This window comes from Streptomyces sp. NPDC006197 (genome assembly GCF_040613865.1).
Classification (GTDB): Bacteria; Actinomycetota; Actinomycetes; order Streptomycetales; family Streptomycetaceae; genus Streptomyces.
On the sequence record NZ_JBEXSZ010000089.1, the window covers coordinates 1 to 15,173 of the forward strand.

16 protein-coding genes are annotated in these 15,173 nt (G+C 71.3%); all 16 read right to left on the bottom strand.

Annotation, left to right across the window (positions count from 1 at the left end; genetic code table 11):
• Nucleotides 1-109: 109 nt before the first annotated feature.
• The 16 genes from nusB to ABZ318_RS25220 all read right to left on the bottom strand — a co-directional run bounded on the left by nusB (nucleotide 110) and on the right by ABZ318_RS25220 (nucleotide 15,145).
• Nucleotides 110-547, bottom strand: coding sequence for a transcription antitermination factor NusB (gene nusB, locus ABZ318_RS25145; RefSeq protein ID WP_093877087.1), 438 nt, complete (start codon nucleotides 545-547; stop codon nucleotides 110-112).
• Nucleotides 548-549: 2 nt separating this feature from the next.
• On the bottom strand, nucleotides 550-1,116 hold the full coding sequence (efp, locus tag ABZ318_RS25150) for an elongation factor P (protein WP_356904730.1): 567 nt from the start codon (nucleotides 1,114-1,116) through the stop codon (nucleotides 550-552).
• 49 nt (nucleotides 1,117-1,165) lie between these two features.
• A complete protein-coding gene (locus ABZ318_RS25155) occupies nucleotides 1,166-2,278 on the bottom strand; it encodes an aminopeptidase P family protein (RefSeq protein WP_356904731.1) in 1,113 nt (370 codons plus the stop codon).
• Nucleotides 2,279-2,339: 61 nt separating this feature from the next.
• A complete protein-coding gene (locus ABZ318_RS25160) occupies nucleotides 2,340-3,179 on the bottom strand; it encodes an AAA family ATPase (protein WP_356904755.1) in 840 nt (279 codons plus the stop codon).
• Between the two features lie 419 nt (nucleotides 3,180-3,598).
• Nucleotides 3,599-4,054 carry a type II 3-dehydroquinate dehydratase gene (aroQ, locus tag ABZ318_RS25165; protein WP_356904732.1) on the bottom strand — a complete coding sequence of 152 codons (456 nt, stop codon included), beginning with the start codon at nucleotides 4,052-4,054 and terminating at the stop codon, nucleotides 3,599-3,601.
• Nucleotides 4,051-5,148: a 3-dehydroquinate synthase gene (gene aroB, locus ABZ318_RS25170; RefSeq protein WP_093877083.1), complete on the bottom strand. Its 1,098-nt coding sequence runs from the start codon at nucleotides 5,146-5,148 to the stop codon at nucleotides 4,051-4,053. Before aroB ends, aroQ begins: the two co-directional genes overlap by 4 nt.
• Nucleotides 5,145-5,663, bottom strand: a complete 519-nt coding sequence (locus ABZ318_RS25175) for a shikimate kinase (RefSeq protein ID WP_093877082.1) — start codon at nucleotides 5,661-5,663, stop codon at nucleotides 5,145-5,147. Before ABZ318_RS25175 ends, aroB begins: the two co-directional genes overlap by 4 nt.
• Complete coding sequence (gene aroC / locus ABZ318_RS25180; RefSeq protein WP_356904733.1) at nucleotides 5,660-6,844, bottom strand: chorismate synthase; 1,185 nt, start codon at nucleotides 6,842-6,844, stop codon at nucleotides 5,660-5,662. The genes ABZ318_RS25175 and aroC overlap by 4 nt, the downstream gene beginning before the upstream one ends.
• A gap of 112 nt (nucleotides 6,845-6,956) precedes the next feature.
• Nucleotides 6,957-7,109 carry a hypothetical protein gene (locus ABZ318_RS25185; protein WP_356904734.1) on the bottom strand — a complete coding sequence of 51 codons (153 nt, stop codon included), beginning with the start codon at nucleotides 7,107-7,109 and terminating at the stop codon, nucleotides 6,957-6,959.
• A 139-nt stretch (nucleotides 7,110-7,248) separates the two neighbouring features.
• Complete coding sequence (locus ABZ318_RS25190; protein WP_356904735.1) at nucleotides 7,249-8,088, bottom strand: shikimate dehydrogenase; 840 nt, start codon at nucleotides 8,086-8,088, stop codon at nucleotides 7,249-7,251.
• On the bottom strand, nucleotides 8,069-9,811 hold the full coding sequence (mltG, locus tag ABZ318_RS25195; protein ID WP_356904736.1) for an endolytic transglycosylase MltG: 1,743 nt from the start codon (nucleotides 9,809-9,811) through the stop codon (nucleotides 8,069-8,071). Before mltG ends, ABZ318_RS25190 begins: the two co-directional genes overlap by 20 nt.
• Before the next feature lie 102 nt (nucleotides 9,812-9,913).
• Nucleotides 9,914-11,161 (bottom strand): RNA-guided endonuclease TnpB family protein, encoded by a 1,248-nt coding sequence (locus ABZ318_RS25200; RefSeq protein ID WP_356904737.1) that lies wholly within the window; start codon nucleotides 11,159-11,161, stop codon nucleotides 9,914-9,916.
• Between the two features lie 50 nt (nucleotides 11,162-11,211).
• A complete protein-coding gene (gene ruvX, locus ABZ318_RS25205; protein ID WP_356904756.1) occupies nucleotides 11,212-11,676 on the bottom strand; it encodes a Holliday junction resolvase RuvX in 465 nt (154 codons plus the stop codon).
• Between the two features lie 2 nt (nucleotides 11,677-11,678).
• Entirely contained in the window at nucleotides 11,679-14,348 is a 2,670-nt protein-coding gene (alaS, locus tag ABZ318_RS25210) for an alanine--tRNA ligase (protein ID WP_356904738.1), read from the bottom strand.
• Nucleotides 14,348-14,701 (bottom strand): DUF6167 family protein, encoded by a 354-nt coding sequence (locus tag ABZ318_RS25215; protein WP_356904739.1) that lies wholly within the window; start codon nucleotides 14,699-14,701, stop codon nucleotides 14,348-14,350. The genes alaS and ABZ318_RS25215 overlap by 1 nt, the downstream gene beginning before the upstream one ends.
• A 6-nt stretch (nucleotides 14,702-14,707) precedes the next feature.
• On the bottom strand, nucleotides 14,708-15,145 hold the full coding sequence (locus ABZ318_RS25220) for a DUF948 domain-containing protein (protein WP_356904740.1): 438 nt from the start codon (nucleotides 15,143-15,145) through the stop codon (nucleotides 14,708-14,710).
• Between the last annotated feature and the right edge of the window lie 28 nt (nucleotides 15,146-15,173).

Genomic DNA, 15,173 nt, shown 5'->3' on the forward strand with positions numbered 1-15,173 from the left:
GACGTCATCCGACGTCCACGGGCCCGGCGCTTTTCCCCCGCGGGAACTCCGGTACGCGAAGGGGCCCGCAGCACCGAGTGCTGCGGGCCCCTTCACGTGCCGTATGGGACTAGACGTCCGCGTCCCGGCGCAGGCGCGGCTTCAGGTCCTTGAAGCGCCCCAGCAGACCGTTGACGAAGGTCGGGGACTCGTCGGTGGAGAACTCCTTGGCGAGCTGCACCGCCTCGTCGATCGCGACCGCGTCGGGCGTCTCGTCCTCCCAGATCAGCTCGTACGCACCGAGGCGCACGATGTTCCGGTCGGCGACGGGCATCCGGTCGAGGTCCCAGTCCACCGCGTAGGTCGCGATGAGCTCGTCGATCCGCGCCACGTGGGCCGCGTATCCCTCGACCAGCTGCATGGTGAAGTCGTTGACCGGCGGCTGGCGGTCGTCCGACCGCGCGTGCCGGATCTGGTCGGCGAGGACCTCCTGGACGGAGGCGCCGCGCTGATCGGCCTCGAAGAGGATCTGGAAGGCGCGCTTGCGGGCCTTGCTCCGAGCGGCCACGGTTAGTCGTTCACCCGGCCGAGGTAGTCGCTGGTGCGCGTGTCGACCTTGACCTTCTCACCGGTGGTGACGAAGAGCGGGACCTGGATCTCGTGGCCGGTCTCCAGCTTGGCCGGCTTGGTGCCGCCGGTGGAGCGGTCGCCCTGGACGCCCGGGTCGGTGTGCTCGATCGTCAGCACGACGGCGGCGGGGAGCTCGACGTAGAGCACCGAGCCCTCGTGCTGCGCGACGGAGGCGGTGAAGCCCTCGACGAGGAAGTTGGCGGCGTCGCCGACGGCCTTGCGGTCGACGTGCAGCTGGTCGTAGGTCTCCATGTCCATGAAGACGAAGTAGTCGCCGTCCATGTAGGAGAACTGCATGTCGCGGCGGTCGATGGTGGCCGTCTCGACCTTCACACCGGCGTTGAAGGTCTTGTCGACGACCTTGCCGGACAGCACGTTCTTGAGCTTGGTGCGCACGAAGGCCGGGCCCTTGCCGGGCTTGACGTGCTGGAACTCGACGACGGACCAGAGCTGGCCGCCTTCGAGCTTGAGCACCATGCCGTTCTTGAGGTCGTTCGTGGAAGCCACGGTTGCGGAATCTCCTGGACTGACGTGGGACCGAGGAGGCGTACGCGCCCTACAGCGCGAGCAGCTCCTTGGTCGTGATGGTGAGTAGCTCGGGTCCGCCGTCCGCCTCCTGGCGTACGACGAGCGTGTCATCGATCCGGACTCCGCCCCGGCCCGGGAGGTGGACCCCCGGTTCGACGGTGACCGGCACACAAGCGTCCAGTTTACCCATGGCCGAGGGTGAGAGCTGCGGGTCCTCGTCGATTTCGAGCCCCACTCCGTGCCCGGTGAGGGGCACGGCGGCCTCCGTGTGCCCCGCGGCGTCCAGGATCTGGCGGGCCGCCCGGTCCACGTCCCGGTACTCGGCGCCGGGCGCGAGGGACTCGCGTCCGGCCCGCTGAGCGGCGAAGACGAGCTCGTACAGCTCGATCTGCCAGTCGGCGGGGGTGGTGCCGATGACGAAGGTGCGGCCGATCTCGCACCGGTAGCCGCGGTAGTCCGCGCCCAGGCAGACGGAGAGGAAATCACCCTCCTCGACCCGGCGGTCGGTGGGCCGGTGCCCGCGGCGCCCGGAGTGCGGACCGGTCCCCACCGAGGTGGGGAAGGCGGCCCCGTCGGCGCCGTGGTCGACGAGCCGCCGCTCCAGCTCCAGGGCGAGGTGGCGCTCGGTCCGCCCCACGAGGATCGACTCCAGGAGCTCGCCGAGGGCCTGGTCGGCGATCTCCGCCGCGATCCGCAGGCAGGCGATCTCGTCCTCGTCCTTGACGATCCTGAGCTGCTCGACGGCGCAGGAGAGGTCGGCGAGGCGCAGTGCGGGGGCGGCGGAGCCCATGGCCCGGTGCCGGGCCACCGTCAGGTGGTGTTCCTCGACCGCGAGCGCGTCGGCGCCGGCCCGGTGGGCGAGGTCGACGGCGGTGACCGCCGGATCGCCCCCTCCGGCGGGCAGGACCTGCTGCCGGAGCAGCTCGTCGAGTCGCCCGTCGGCCGGTTCGCCACCGGGCGCGACGGGGCAGAGCAGGACGTCCGTCTCCGGCTCCGGCCCGACGAGCAGGACGGCGCCGGGCGGTGAACCACCCGCGAGATAGCGGACGTTGGCGGGGCGGGAGACCAGGGCCGCCGGGCTGCCCGCGGCCGCGCACCTGTCGCGCAGCCGTACACGGCGGTCCGCATACACCTCTGACATGCTTCCGAGCCTACGAGCAGCGGGCCGCGACGGCCTGTTCAGAACGGCCGTCCGGGCTCGGTCACCAGGTGGGCGGGCTGGCGATCGCGCGGGCCAGGACGTCGTCGAGGACGCGCGCGGTGGTCTCGACGTCGTACGTGGAGTTGTCGATGATCGGCAGGCCGGAGCCGTACCAGCCGGCCATCCGGCCGTGGATGGCGGCGACCTCCTCGTCCGAGAGGCGCCGGTTGCCGCTGCGCTCGGCGTTGCGCTCCAGGACGACCTCCAGGCCGGGCAGCAGGACGACGGGCAGCAGACCGGGGCCGACGTGACGCTTCCAACCGCCGAGTCCGACGACGGGCCGGTCCGGGAAGACGGCGTCGTCGACGATGCAGGAGATGCCGTTGGCGAGGAAGTTGCGCGCGGCGAAGCCGCAGGTGCGGCGGGCCAGCCGGTACTGCGCCTCGGAGTGCTCGTTCCAGCCGGACTGCGGGTCGGCGAAGCCGGAGCAGACCCACTCGCGGACGTCGTCGAGGCTGATGTGCGCGGTGGGCACGCGGCGGCGCTGCGCCCAGTGCCGGGCGACGGTCGTCTTGCCCGCGCCGGCGGGGCCGATGAGCAGGACGGCGAGGGTGGCCGCGCCGGTCCCGGCGCCGTGCTCGACGGGCGGCGCGAGGGGCGCGCTCACGGGCGGCAGCGGCACGTGCCCGGTCAGGTCCGCGCGCGGCGGGGCGGAGGAGGGGTGCCGCGGGCCCCCCGGGTGCTGCGGTCCGGCGGCGGGGTGCTGCGGTCCCGCGGCGGGGTGCTGCGGGGCCCCCGGGTGCTGCGGCCCTGCGGCGGGGTGCTGCGGGGTCCCCTGCTGCGGCGCGCCGGTCGGGTGGGGTGCCGCGGGGTGCTGGAGGGCCGCCGGATGCCGCGGTATGCCTCCCGGGCCGCCCCAGCCCGCTCCGGGCGCCGAGGGCGGCGGGGCGTGCGGGGGCCGGGGCGCACCGGCCTGGACCGTCGGGTGCACACCGAGCCGGGGCCCGGACGCGGGGCCCGCGTACGGGGCGCCCGGCGGGACCGGCGGAGGAACGGGCGGCTGCCCGCCGAGGTCCCCGCCACCGGCGCCGGGGGCCTGTGCGGAACCGGGCGCGGGTCCCGGTCCGGTGCCGGTCGTCCGGTCCGACCGCTCGGGCGGTGGCAGCGGGCCCCCCACTGCGTGCTGCATCCGGTGCCACTCCGTCTCGTACGCCTGTCGGGTCCCCGGACCGGTGTGTCCGTGGATGGCGGAACGTTACCGCCCCCGGCCCCCACAGGGGGAACGGCCGGGGGCTCCCCCTGGTGCCCTGTCAGGCCCTGTCAGTCGGTGAGCTCCTCGGCGAGCGCCCGCAGCGCCAGCCGGTAGGAGCCGATCCCGAACCCGGCGACCGTGCCGGTCGCCACGGCCGCGACGACCGAGGTGTGCCGGAACTCCTCGCGGGCGTACGGGTTGGAGATGTGCACCTCGATCAGCGGGGCGGTCCGCTGGGCGGCGGCGTCCCGCATCCCGTACGAGTAGTGCGTGAAGGCGCCGGGGTTGATCACCACGGGGATCGAGCCGTCCGCGGCCTCGTGGAGCCAGCGGATCATCTCGCCCTCGTCGTTGGTCTCCCGCACCTCGACGTCGAAGCCGAGCTCCGCGCCGAGGCTCCGGCAGGACTCGACGAGCCCCTTGTAGGAGGTCGCGCCGTAGATGTCGGGCTCGCGGGAGCCGAGACGGCCCAGGTTCGGGCCGTTCAGCACGAGGACCGGGCGGCCCGGACGCGCCTCGCTCACGCCGACACCTCGCCGTAGGCCGCGATCAGGACGGCCGGGTCGGGGCCCTCCAGGACGGTCGGCTTGCCGATCCCGTCGAGGACGATGAAGCGGAGCAGGTCGCCGCGGGACTTCTTGTCGACCCGCATCGTCTCCAGGAGCTTCGGCCACTGGTCGCCGCGGTAGGTCAGCGGCAGGCCGACGGACTCCAGGATCGTCCGGTGCCGGTCGGCGGTGGCGTCGTCGAGCCGCCCGGCGAGGCGGCCGAGCTCGGCGGCGAAGACCATGCCGACGGAGACGGCGGCGCCGTGGCGCCACTTGTACCGTTCGTTCTTCTCGATGGCGTGGGCGAGGGTGTGGCCGTAGTTGAGGATCTCCCGGCGGCCGGACTCCTTGAGGTCGCCGGAGACGACCTCGGCCTTGACCTTGATCGAGCGGACGAGCAGCTCGGCGGTGTGCGGGCCGGCCGGGGTGCGGGCGGCCTGCGGGTCCTCCTCGATGAGGTCGAGGATCACCGGGTCGACGATGAAGCCGGCCTTGATGATCTCCGCGAGACCGCTGACGTAGTCGTGCACCGGCAGCGAGTCGAGCGCCGCGAGGTCGCACAGGACCCCGGCGGGCGGGTGGAAGGCGCCGACGAGGTTCTTGCCCTCGGCGGTGTTGATGCCCGTCTTGCCGCCGACGGCCGCGTCCACCATGGCCAGGACCGTGGTCGGCACGGCGATCCACCGCACGCCGCGCAGCCAGGTGGCGGCCACGAACCCGGCGAGGTCCGTGGTGGCGCCGCCACCGACGCCGACGACGACGTCGCTGCGGGTGAAGCCGGTCTGGCCCAGCGCCTTCCAGCAGTAGGCGGCGACCTCGGCGGTCTTCGCCTCCTCGGCGTTCGGCACCTGGATGGCGACGGCCTCGTAGCCCTGCTCGGCGAGGTCGGCGCGGAGCGCCTCGCCGGTGTCGGCGAGCGCCTCCGGGTGGATCACGGCGACCCGCTTGGCCTGGGTGCCGATCAGGGCGGGGAGCTCACCGAGGAGCTGCCGCCCGACCAGTACCTCGTACGGGTCGGTGCCCGCGGAACCGCCGACCTGGATGCGGGTCACCTGGTCCTGGTCCGTCATACGTCCTTCAACTCCAGTGCGTCGAGGACCGCCTGGGCGACCTCTTCGGGGGTGCGGTCGTCCGTGGCGACGACGACCCGTGCGACTTCGGTGTACAGATGGCGGCGCGCCTCCATCAGCTCGCGCCACTGGCGGCGCGGGTTGACGGCGAGCAGGGGCCGCGCGGTGTTCAGGCCGACGCGGCGGACCGCCTCCTCGACGTCCATCGAGAGGTACGCGACGGGCAGCCCGGCGAGCAGGGCGCGGGTCCCGGCGTCCAGGATCGCGCCGCCACCGAGGGCGAGGACGCCCTCGTGCTCGGCGACGGCCGTGGCGACGGCGGCCCGCTCCAGGGCCCGGAAGTGCTCCTCGCCGTCCTCGACGAAGATGTCGGAGATCTCGCGTCCTTCGGCGGCGACGATGTCGGCGTCGGTGTCCCGGTAGGGCGCGCCGAGCCGTTCGGCCAGGAGCGCGCCCACCGTGGACTTGCCGGAGCCCATGGGCCCGACGAGGACGACCAGGGGTCCGGCGGTCACCGGATGTTCAGGTTGTCGAGGTACGACCGCACGTTGCGGCGGGTCTCGGGGACGCTGTCGCCGCCGAACTTCTCGACGACCGCGTCCGCCAGGACCAGCGCGACCATCGCCTCGGCGACGATCCCGGCGGCCGGGACGGCGCACACGTCGGAGCGCTGGTGGTGGGCGGCCGCGGCCTCGCCGGTGGCGACGTCGATCGTGGCCAGCGCGCGCGGCACGGTCGCGATCGGCTTCATCGCGGCGCGGACGCGCAGCAGCTCGCCGGTGGTCAGACCGCCCTCGGTGCCGCCGGAGCGGCCGGAGGTGCGCTTGATGCCGTCCTCGGTGCGGACGATCTCGTCGTGCGCCTTCGAGCCGGGCACCCGGGCGAGGTCGAACCCGTCGCCGACCTCGACGCCCTTGATCGCCTGGATGCCCATGAGGGCCGCGGCGAGCCGGGCGTCCAGACGCCGGTCCCAGTGGACGTGCGAGCCGAGCCCGACCGGCACCCCGTAGGCGAGGACCTCGACGACGCCGCCGAGGGTGTCGCCGTCCTTGTGGGCCTGGTCGATCTCCGCGACCATCGCCTTCGACGCGTCGGCGTCGAGGCAGCGGACCGGGTCGGCGTCGAGCTTCTCGACGTCGGCGGGGGTCGGGTAGACGCCGTACGGCGCCTTGGCGGCGGCCAGCTCGACCACGTGCGAGACGATCTCGATGCCGGCGGCCTCCTTGATGAAGGACCGGGCGACGGCGCCGAGGGCGACACGGGCGGCGGTCTCCCGGGCGCTGGCGCGCTCCAGGATCGGCCGGGCCTCGTCGAAGCCGTACTTCTGCATGCCGGCGAGGTCGGCGTGGCCGGGCCGGGGCCGGGTCAGGGGCGCGTTGCGGCCCGTCTCCTTCAGCTCCGAGGGGTCGACCGGGTCGGCCGACATGACCTTCTCCCACTTGGGCCACTCGGTGTTGCCGACCATGACGGCGATCGGGGAGCCGAGGGAGAGTCCGTGCCGGACGCCGCCGAGGAAGGTGACCTCGTCCTGCTCGAACTTCATGCGGGCGCCGCGCCCATAGCCGAGGCGTCGCCGCGCGAGGTGGTCCGCCACCAGCTCAGTGGTGACCGGGACGCCGGCGGGAAGACCCTCCAGCGTCGCGACCAGCGCGGGTCCGTGCGACTCGCCCGCGGTCAGCCAACGCAACCTGCTCAACGATGCTCCTCATGCTCGCGCCTGGCACTGCGACGGCACGACCGGGTGCGCGGCCCTGGCCCGCCACCCCGATCCTCCCACGTCCGAGGGGTGAATCCGCCCTCCGGTCCAGCTATCGGACGCCTGCCTCGCTCTCCTGGACGGCCTCGCCGCTCTCGCGATCGGCCACGCTCTCCTCCAGGGGCGCGCCGAAACGCTCGCGCAGCCAGTCGAGGCCCTGGTGGACGAGCACGGTGCAGCCCAGCGCGAGCAGCGGATACCTCACCCAATCGGGCAAGTCGTGGCGGAACCCCATGAGGACCGCGCGCACGATGTCCCAGGACATGCTCCACCGCGACGCCAGTACGAATTCCCCGCCCGTGTCCACTGCCGCTCCCCCGCGATCACTCGATACGGAGGGGATCCTAGCGAGCCGCCAGCGCCTGCTCCCCCGCCGCGCGCATGGCCGCGAGCGGCCCCTTCGGGACGCCCGTCATCTGTTCGACCTGGAGGACGGCCTGGTGGACCAGGAGGTCGAGGCCGCCGACGACCTTCCCGCCGCGCTCGGACCAGGCCGCGGCGAGCGGGGTCGGCCAGGGGTCGTACAGCACGTCGAAGAGCGTGCCGACGCTGTCGGGGACGGCGGTCGCCAGGGCGTTCGTAGTGCCGGCGGGGGTGGTCGCGATGACCAGCGGCGCGTCGAAGGCCTCCGCCGCCCGCTCCCAGTCCGCGGTGCGGACGTCCACGCCGAGCCGCTCGCCCCAGCCGCGCATCTCCTCGGCGCGCGCCTCGCTCCGTACGTACGCGGTGACGGGTCCCCCGCAGATCCGGGCGAGGGCGGCGAGCGCGGAGGAGGCGGTGGCGCCGGCGCCGAGGATCGCCGCCGACTCCACCTTCTCGACGCCCCGCTCGCTGAGCGCGGCGATCATGCCGGGGATGTCGGTGTTGTCGCCGAACCGTCGCCCGTCCTCACGGAGGACGACGGTGTTGACGGCCTCCACGGAGGCGGCCGTGTCGCTGATCTCGTCGAGCAGCGGCATGATCGCCCGCTTGAGCGGCATGGTCAGCGAGAGCCCGGCCCAGGTCTCGTCCAGCTCGGCCACGAACCCGGGCAGCGCCGCCTCGTCGACCTCGAAGCGGTCGTACGACCAGTCGTCGAGCCCGAGCGCGGCGTACGCGGCCCGGTGCAGGACCGGGGAGAGGGAGTGGGCGATGGGCGAACCGAGGACGGCCGCGCGGCGGCCCTCACTGGCCCGTGTTGGCATTGAACTTGTCCTTCAACCTGTTGTGCTCGGCCAGGGTCTTCGCGAACTCGGTCTTGTTCATGCCGTCGGTGGCGACGAAGTAGATCCAGCCGTCGTTCGTGGGGTTGAGCATGGCGGCCAGGGCCTCGTTGCCCGGGTTGTCGATCGGTCCCGGCGGCAGTCCCTTGTACTTGTACGTGTTGTACGGGTCGGTGTTGGTGTTCGCCTCCTGCTCCGAGATCTTGATCTCGCTCTGACCCTTCAGGTAGTTGAGGGTCGAGTCGAACTGGAGCAGCTGGTACGTCTCGTGGTTGTCCGGCCGGAGGCGGTTGTAGACGACCTCCGCCATCTTGCGGAAGTCGTCGTGGGTCTTGCCCTCCGCCTGGACCAGGCTGGCGACCGTGAGGAGTTCCCACGGGTCCTTGACGCCGAGCCCCTTCGCCTTCGCCTCCAGGTCCAGCTTGGTGTACTCCTGGTTCGCGCGGGACACCATCTTGCGCAGCGCGTCCTCGGGCTTGGTGCCCTTCGCGACCGGGTAGCTCGCCGGGAAGAGGAATCCTTCCAGCGGGTCCTTGAGCTCCTCGTGGTTCTTGGCCCAGTCGGGCAGCCCGAGGGAGTCCGCCTTCGCGAACGCGATCTCCTTGGTGGTGCCGGGCTTGAGGTCGAGGCGCTCGTCGAGCTTCTCGTAGACCCAGGCGTTGCGCTTGCCCTCGGGGATGATGAGGTTGGCCTGGCTGGCCGGGTTCAGCATCAGCGTCACCGCACTGTCGGCCGACATCTCCTTCTTCAGCGTGTAGGCGCCCGCCTGGATCGAGAGACCCCGCGGGTTCTTCTGCTGCGCCGAGACGAAGGCGTCGACGCTCTTGACGACCCCCGCCTTCTTGAGGATGTTGCCGATCTCGTAGCCGCCCGCGGACTTCGGGATCTCGACCTGGACCTCGCCGCTGCCGCTGCCCGTGTAGTCGGGCGCCGCGCCGAACTCGCCCTGCCAGAACTGGTAGCCGAAGTAGCCGATGCCGCCGACGCCGCCGACCAGGACGAGGGCGACGACCAGGCAGGCCACGCCGTTCTTGCCTTTGCGTTTCTTCGCTTTGCTCCGGCGCTCGCGGTCGCCGTCGCGGGAGCCGCGGCCGCGTCCCGGCTCCTCGTCGTAGCCGTCGTCGTCCGCGTCGTCGTCGCCGGTGAAGAAGGGGTGCTTCTCCTCCTCCGGCTCCGGCTGCTGCGCCTCTTCCTCCGGCGCCCAGTCGACGACCGGCTCCGGCGGGTGCTGCCGGCGGCCGGGCGGCTGGGGCGGCGGGTAGGCCTCGGGCGTGCCGTAGAGGTCCGGGTTCTGGCCGCCGTACGGATCGGCCGGGGGCGCGCCGTAGGCCATCGCCGCCTGGCCGCTCTCCCAGTTGCCGTCGTACTGCTGTCCGAGGTGCCCGGGCGTGTCGTAACCGCCGCCCGGGTACCCCGTCTCGTACTGCTGCTGGTACTGGGGATCGGCGTACTGCTGCGGGGGCTGCTCGTACTGCGGCTGCTGCTGGTACTGCTGCCCCTGCTGCTGGTACGGGTCGCCCCCGTAGCCCTGGTCGGCGTGGCCGCCCTGGCCGTACGGGTCCACGTAGCCCTGGCCGCCGTGGTCGTACTGGCTCGCCTGCTGCGGGTGCGGGTACTGCTGCTGGCCCTCCCACCCCTGGTCCCCGTAGAGCGGGTCCCCGGGGTGCCACGGTTCGGAGCCAGGGCCCCGGCCATACTCAGTCATCGATCCCCAAAACAGCCGCGAGGCTTCCGGACGATCCGCCTCTACGTAGTGCGGCAGCTGTTCGAACACCGCCACATCGCGCGGAACGTTACCGTATCGCGATCAGTTGACATCCATCTCTCCGCACCGATAGTCGGAGAAACTTCCAGCGGTCACCCGCTTGGCTTCCTGCTTCAGCGCCAGCCGCCCTGTCCGGGACTGCTCCCGTTGGGGTCTTACACCGGCTCCACAGGCTGTCACCGCCAGCCCGGCGGCCAGTAGGTTCTTCGCCCCGTTCTCATCCCTGTCATGAGTCGTCCCACAGCCAGGGCAGGTCCAATGACGGACCCCGAGTGACAGCTTGGCGAGCACGTATCCGCAGTTGGAACACGCCTTGCTCGACGGGTACCACTGATTGATCACGACAAGCTGACGGCCGTACCAGTGGCACTTGTACTCCAGCATGGAGCGGAGCTCCGACCAGGATGCATCGGAGATCGCGCGCGCCAGCGAGCGGTTCTTCAGCATGCCCCGAACATTGAGGTCCTCGATCACGATCGTTTGGTTTTCACGAACGAGTCGAGTCGTCAGTTTGTGCAGGTAATCCCTACGCCGGTCGCTGATCTTGGCGTGAACCCTCGCGACCCTGCGCTGCGCCTTCTGGCGGTTCTGCGACCCTGGCTGCTTCCGTGCCAGCTGTCGCTGAGCGCGTGCGAGACGTTTCCTGTCACGCCGCTCGTGCTTCGGGTTGGCGATCTTCTCCCCCGTCGACAGCGTCGCCAACGTCGTGAGCCCTACATCAAGCGCGACCGCAGGGCTGTCGGCCGGTGGCAGCGGCCGAACCGCCGGATCCTCCACCAACAGTGATACGAACCAGCGACCAGCCCCGTCTCGCGAAATGGTCACGGTAGACGGTTCCACGCCCGGCGGGAGAGCCCGCGACCAGACGATGCGAAGCGGCTCGCTCAGCTTCGCGAGCGTCAGACGCCCATTGCGCCATCGGAACGCCGAACGCGTGTACTCAGCAGTCGCGCGCGACTTCTTCCGCGACTTGAACCGCGGGTACTGCGCTCGCCCCTCCCAGAAGTTCACGAATGCCCCCTGCAAGTGCCTCAGCGCCTGCTGCAGAGGGACAGAGGACACCTCGCTCAAGAAAGCAAGGTCTTCGGTCTTCTTCCAGTCAGTGAGCATCGCCGAGGTCTGAACGTAGTTCACGCGTTCACGCCTCTGATACCACGCCTCGGTGCGAGCCTGAAGAGCGAGGTTGTAGACCTTCCGCACACACCCGAACGTGCGGGACAGCTCCACTGCCTGCGCATCGGTCGGATAGAAACGGAACTTGAAGGCCCGTCTCACGTGCTTGCCCTTCATGGCTCACACGCTAGCGCCGTAGTCACTGAGCGAAGCAGAAACAAGAGAAGTCAGATAACCGCTTCGACGCCCTCACCGGGCGGATTACCTGATACCCGTTCGGACTCAAGAGCGTTCTGAAGGATGATCACAGCGGCGGCCTGGTCGATGACGGACCGCCCCTTCTTCGCCTTCACGCCCGAGGCCCGCAGGCCCTGGGTCGCGGTGACGGTGGTCATCCGCTCGTCGACCAGCCGGACCGGCACCGGGGCGATGCCCTTCGCCATCTCCCGGGCGAAGGCGCGGACCTTGGTCGCGGCCGGGCCCTCCCGCCCGCTGAGCGAGCGGGGCAGGCCCACGACGACCTCGATCGGCTCGTACTCCTCGACGATCTGGCGGAGCCGCCGGTGGGCGGCCGGGACGTCACGTCCCGGCACGGTCTCCACCGGCGTGGCGAGGACCCCGTCGGGGTCGCACGAGGCGACCCCGATCCGGGCGTCCCCGACGTCGACCGCGAGACGGCGGCCGCGGCGCATCGTCACGCCGTCTCCACCACGAGGCGCTCGACGGCGGCGATGGCCTCGCCGACGGCCTCCGGGTTCTGACCGCCGCCCTGGGCGACGTCCGGCTTGCCGCCGCCACCGCCGCCGAGGGTCTTGGCGGCCGTGCGGACCAGCTCGCCGGCCTTGAGGCCGCGCTCGCGGGCCGCCTCGTTGGTGGCGATGACCGTCAGCGGCTTGCCGTTGACGGTGGTGAACAGGGCGACGACGGCCGGACGGGAGGCCGGGATGCGCCCGCGGACGTCGAGGACCAGCTTGCGCAGGTCGTCGGCGCCGGTGCCGTCCGGGACCTGCCCGGTGACGAGGGCGACGCCGCGGATGTCGCGGGCGGAGTCGACGAGACCGGCGGCGGCCTGGAGGACCTTCTCCGCGCGGAACTTCTCGATCTCCTTCTCGGCGTCCTTCAGCTTGCCGAGCATGGTGGAGATCTTCTCCGGCAGCTCCTCCGGGCGGCCCTTGACGAGCTCCTGGAGCTGGGCGACGACCGTGTGCTCCCTGGCGAGGAAGTTGTACGCGTCGACACCGACGAGGGCCTCGATACGGCGCACGCCGGAGCCGATGGACGACTCGCCGAGCAGCTTCACCAGGCCCAGCTGGGCGGTGTTGCCGACGTGCGTGCCGCCGCACAGCTCCTTGGAGAAGTCGCCGATGGTGACGACACGCACCTGCTCGCCGTACTTCTCGCCGAACTCGGCGATGGCGCCCTGGCGCTTGGCCTCGTTGATCGGCATGACCTCGGCGTGGACCTCCAGCTCGCGCGCGAGGACCTCGTTGATCTTCTGCTCGACGTCGGTGAGGACCGCGCCGGGGACGGCGTTCGGCGAGCCGAAGTCGAAGCGGAAGCGACCGGGCTGGTTCTCGGAACCGGCCTGGGCGGCCGTCGGGCCGAGCGCGTCGCGCAGGGCCTGGTGCGTCAGGTGCGTGGCGGAGTGGGCGCGGGCGATGGCCCGGCGGCGCTTGACGTCGATGGCGGCGTAGGCGGTGGCGCCCACGGTCACCTCGCCGACCTGCACGGAGCCCTTGTGGACCGAGACGCCCGGGACCGGCTGCTGGACGTCGCGGACCTCGATGACGGCACCGCTGTGCAGCTTGATGCGGCCCTGGTCGGCGATCTGGCCGCCGCCCTCGGCGTAGAACGGGGTGCGGTCGAGGACGACCTCGACCTCGTCGCCCTCGGAGGCGGCCGGCGAGGGGACGCCGTTCACGAGCAGACCGACGACCGTGGTCTCGCCCTCGGTGTTGGTGTAGCCGGTGAACTGGGTGGCGCCGTTGCTGTCGGCGATCTCCCGGTACGCGGTCATGTCGGCGTGACCGGTCTTCTTGGCCTTGGCGTCGGCCTTGGCGCGGTCCCGCTGCTCCTTCATCAGGCGGCGGAAGCCGTCCTCGTCCACGGAGAGGCCCTGCTCGGCGGCCATCTCCAGGGTGAGGTCGATCGGGAAGCCCCAGGTGTCGTGGAGCAGGAAGGCCTTCTCGCCGGCGAGGACCGTGCCGCCGGCGGCCTTGGTCTCGGTGACGGCGGTGTCGAGGATGTTGGTGCCGCCCTTGAGGGCCTTCAGGAAGGCGGCCTCTTCGGCGAGGGCGACGGTCTCGATGCGCTTGCGGTCGGTGACCAGCTCCGGGTACTGCTCGCCCATCGTGTCGATCACGGTGGTGACGAGGTCCTGGACGACCGGGCCGGTGGCGCCGAGCAGGCGCATGTTGCGGACGGCGCGGCGCATGATGCGGCGCAGCACGTAGCCGCGGCCCTCGTTGCCGGGGGTGACGCCGTCGCCGATGAGCATCACGGAGGTGCGCATGTGGTCGGCGACCACGCGGAGCGAGACGTCGCTGTCGTGGGCCTTGCCGTAGTCGACGCCGGTGAGCTCGGTGGCCTTGTCGATGACGACCTTGAGGGTGTCCGTCTCGTACATGTTCTGGACGCCCTGGAGGATCATCGCCAGGCGCTCCAGGCCGAGGCCCGTGTCGATGTTCTTCGACGGCAGCTCGCCGAGGATCGGGAAGTCCTCCTTGTCGGAGCCCTCACCGCGCTCGTACTGCATGAAGACCAGGTTCCAGATCTCCACGTACCGCTCGTCGTTGACGGCCGGGCCGCCCTCGACGCCGAAGTCGGGGCCGCGGTCGTAGTTGATCTCGGAGCACGGGCCGCAGGGGCCGGGGACGCCCATCGACCAGTAGTTGTCCTTCTTGCCGAGGCGCTGGATGCGCTCGGCCGGGACGCCGACGACGTCGCGCCAGATCTGCTCGGCCTCGTCGTCCTCCTGGTAGACGGTGATCCAGAGCTTCTCCGGCTCCAGCCCGTAGCCGCCGTGCTCCACCGGGGTGGTCAGCAGCTCCCAGGCGAGCTTGATGGCGCCTTCCTTGAAGTAGTCGCCGAAGGAGAAGTTGCCGCACATCTGGAAGAACGTGCCGTGCCGGGTGGTCTTGCCGACCTCTTCGATGTCCGGCGTGCGCACGCACTTCTGCACGCTGGAGGCGCGCGTGTAGGGCGGCTTGACCTCGCCCAGGAAGTAGGGCTTGAACGGCACCATGCCGGCGGGGACGAGCAGCAGAGTCGGGTCGTCCGCGATGAGCGACGCCGAAGGGACGACGGTGTGCCCGCGCTCCTCGAAGAAGCTCAGCCAGCGGCGGCGGATTTCAGCCGACTCCATCAGTGGTCCTCATTCCGGTTGTACGAACGCGTAGGCATCTTGGAAAACGAATAGGTGGTCGGGTGCGCGGCCGGGCCGAGCGCGGCCCTCCGGCGCGACTCCGGGAGTTCCCGGCCCGGCTCGACGGGTGCGGCCAGGCCGAGGGCCTCGTCCAGCTCGGCCTCGCGCTGGAGCATGCCCGCCCTCACGTCGAGGGCGAAGTCCTTGAGCCGGTGCCCGGTCTCGACGGCCTTGTTCGCCGCCTGGGCGGCGAGGCTCTCGGGGGTCAGCTGCTTCAGCTTCCGGTTGACCTTGGCGGTGGCCCACACGCCGGCGGCTGCGCCGGCCGTGAACCAGAACGTGCGGCGGAACATCGCGGCTCAGCCCTTCTGCTTCCGGCGTCGCGAGGACGGCAGGGTACGGCCGACGATCACAGTACGGCGACCGGTGGCCCGCGGCGCGTCCTGCGCCTCGCGGCCCCGGCCCAGCGCCTTGCGGACGCCGTAGCCGAAGGCGGCCACCTTGACCAGCGGGCCGCCGAAGGTGGAGGCGACGGTCGTGGAGAGCGCGGAGGCGTTGGAGGTGACCTCCTGGACGTCCGAGGCGATGGCGTCGACCCGGTCGAGCTGGGTCTGCGCCGAGCGCACGGTCGCGGACGCTTCGGCCAGCAGGGGAACGGCCTGTTCGGTCACGTCCGCCACCAGCCTGGTGGTCGCCCTGAGCGTCTGCGCCAGCCTCACCAGTGCCACGGCGAGGAAGGAGACGAGGATCGCCCAGAACACGGCCACCAGGATCCCGGCAACCTCTCCACCGGTCACTGTGCACCGCTCTCTGCTGTCGTTGGGC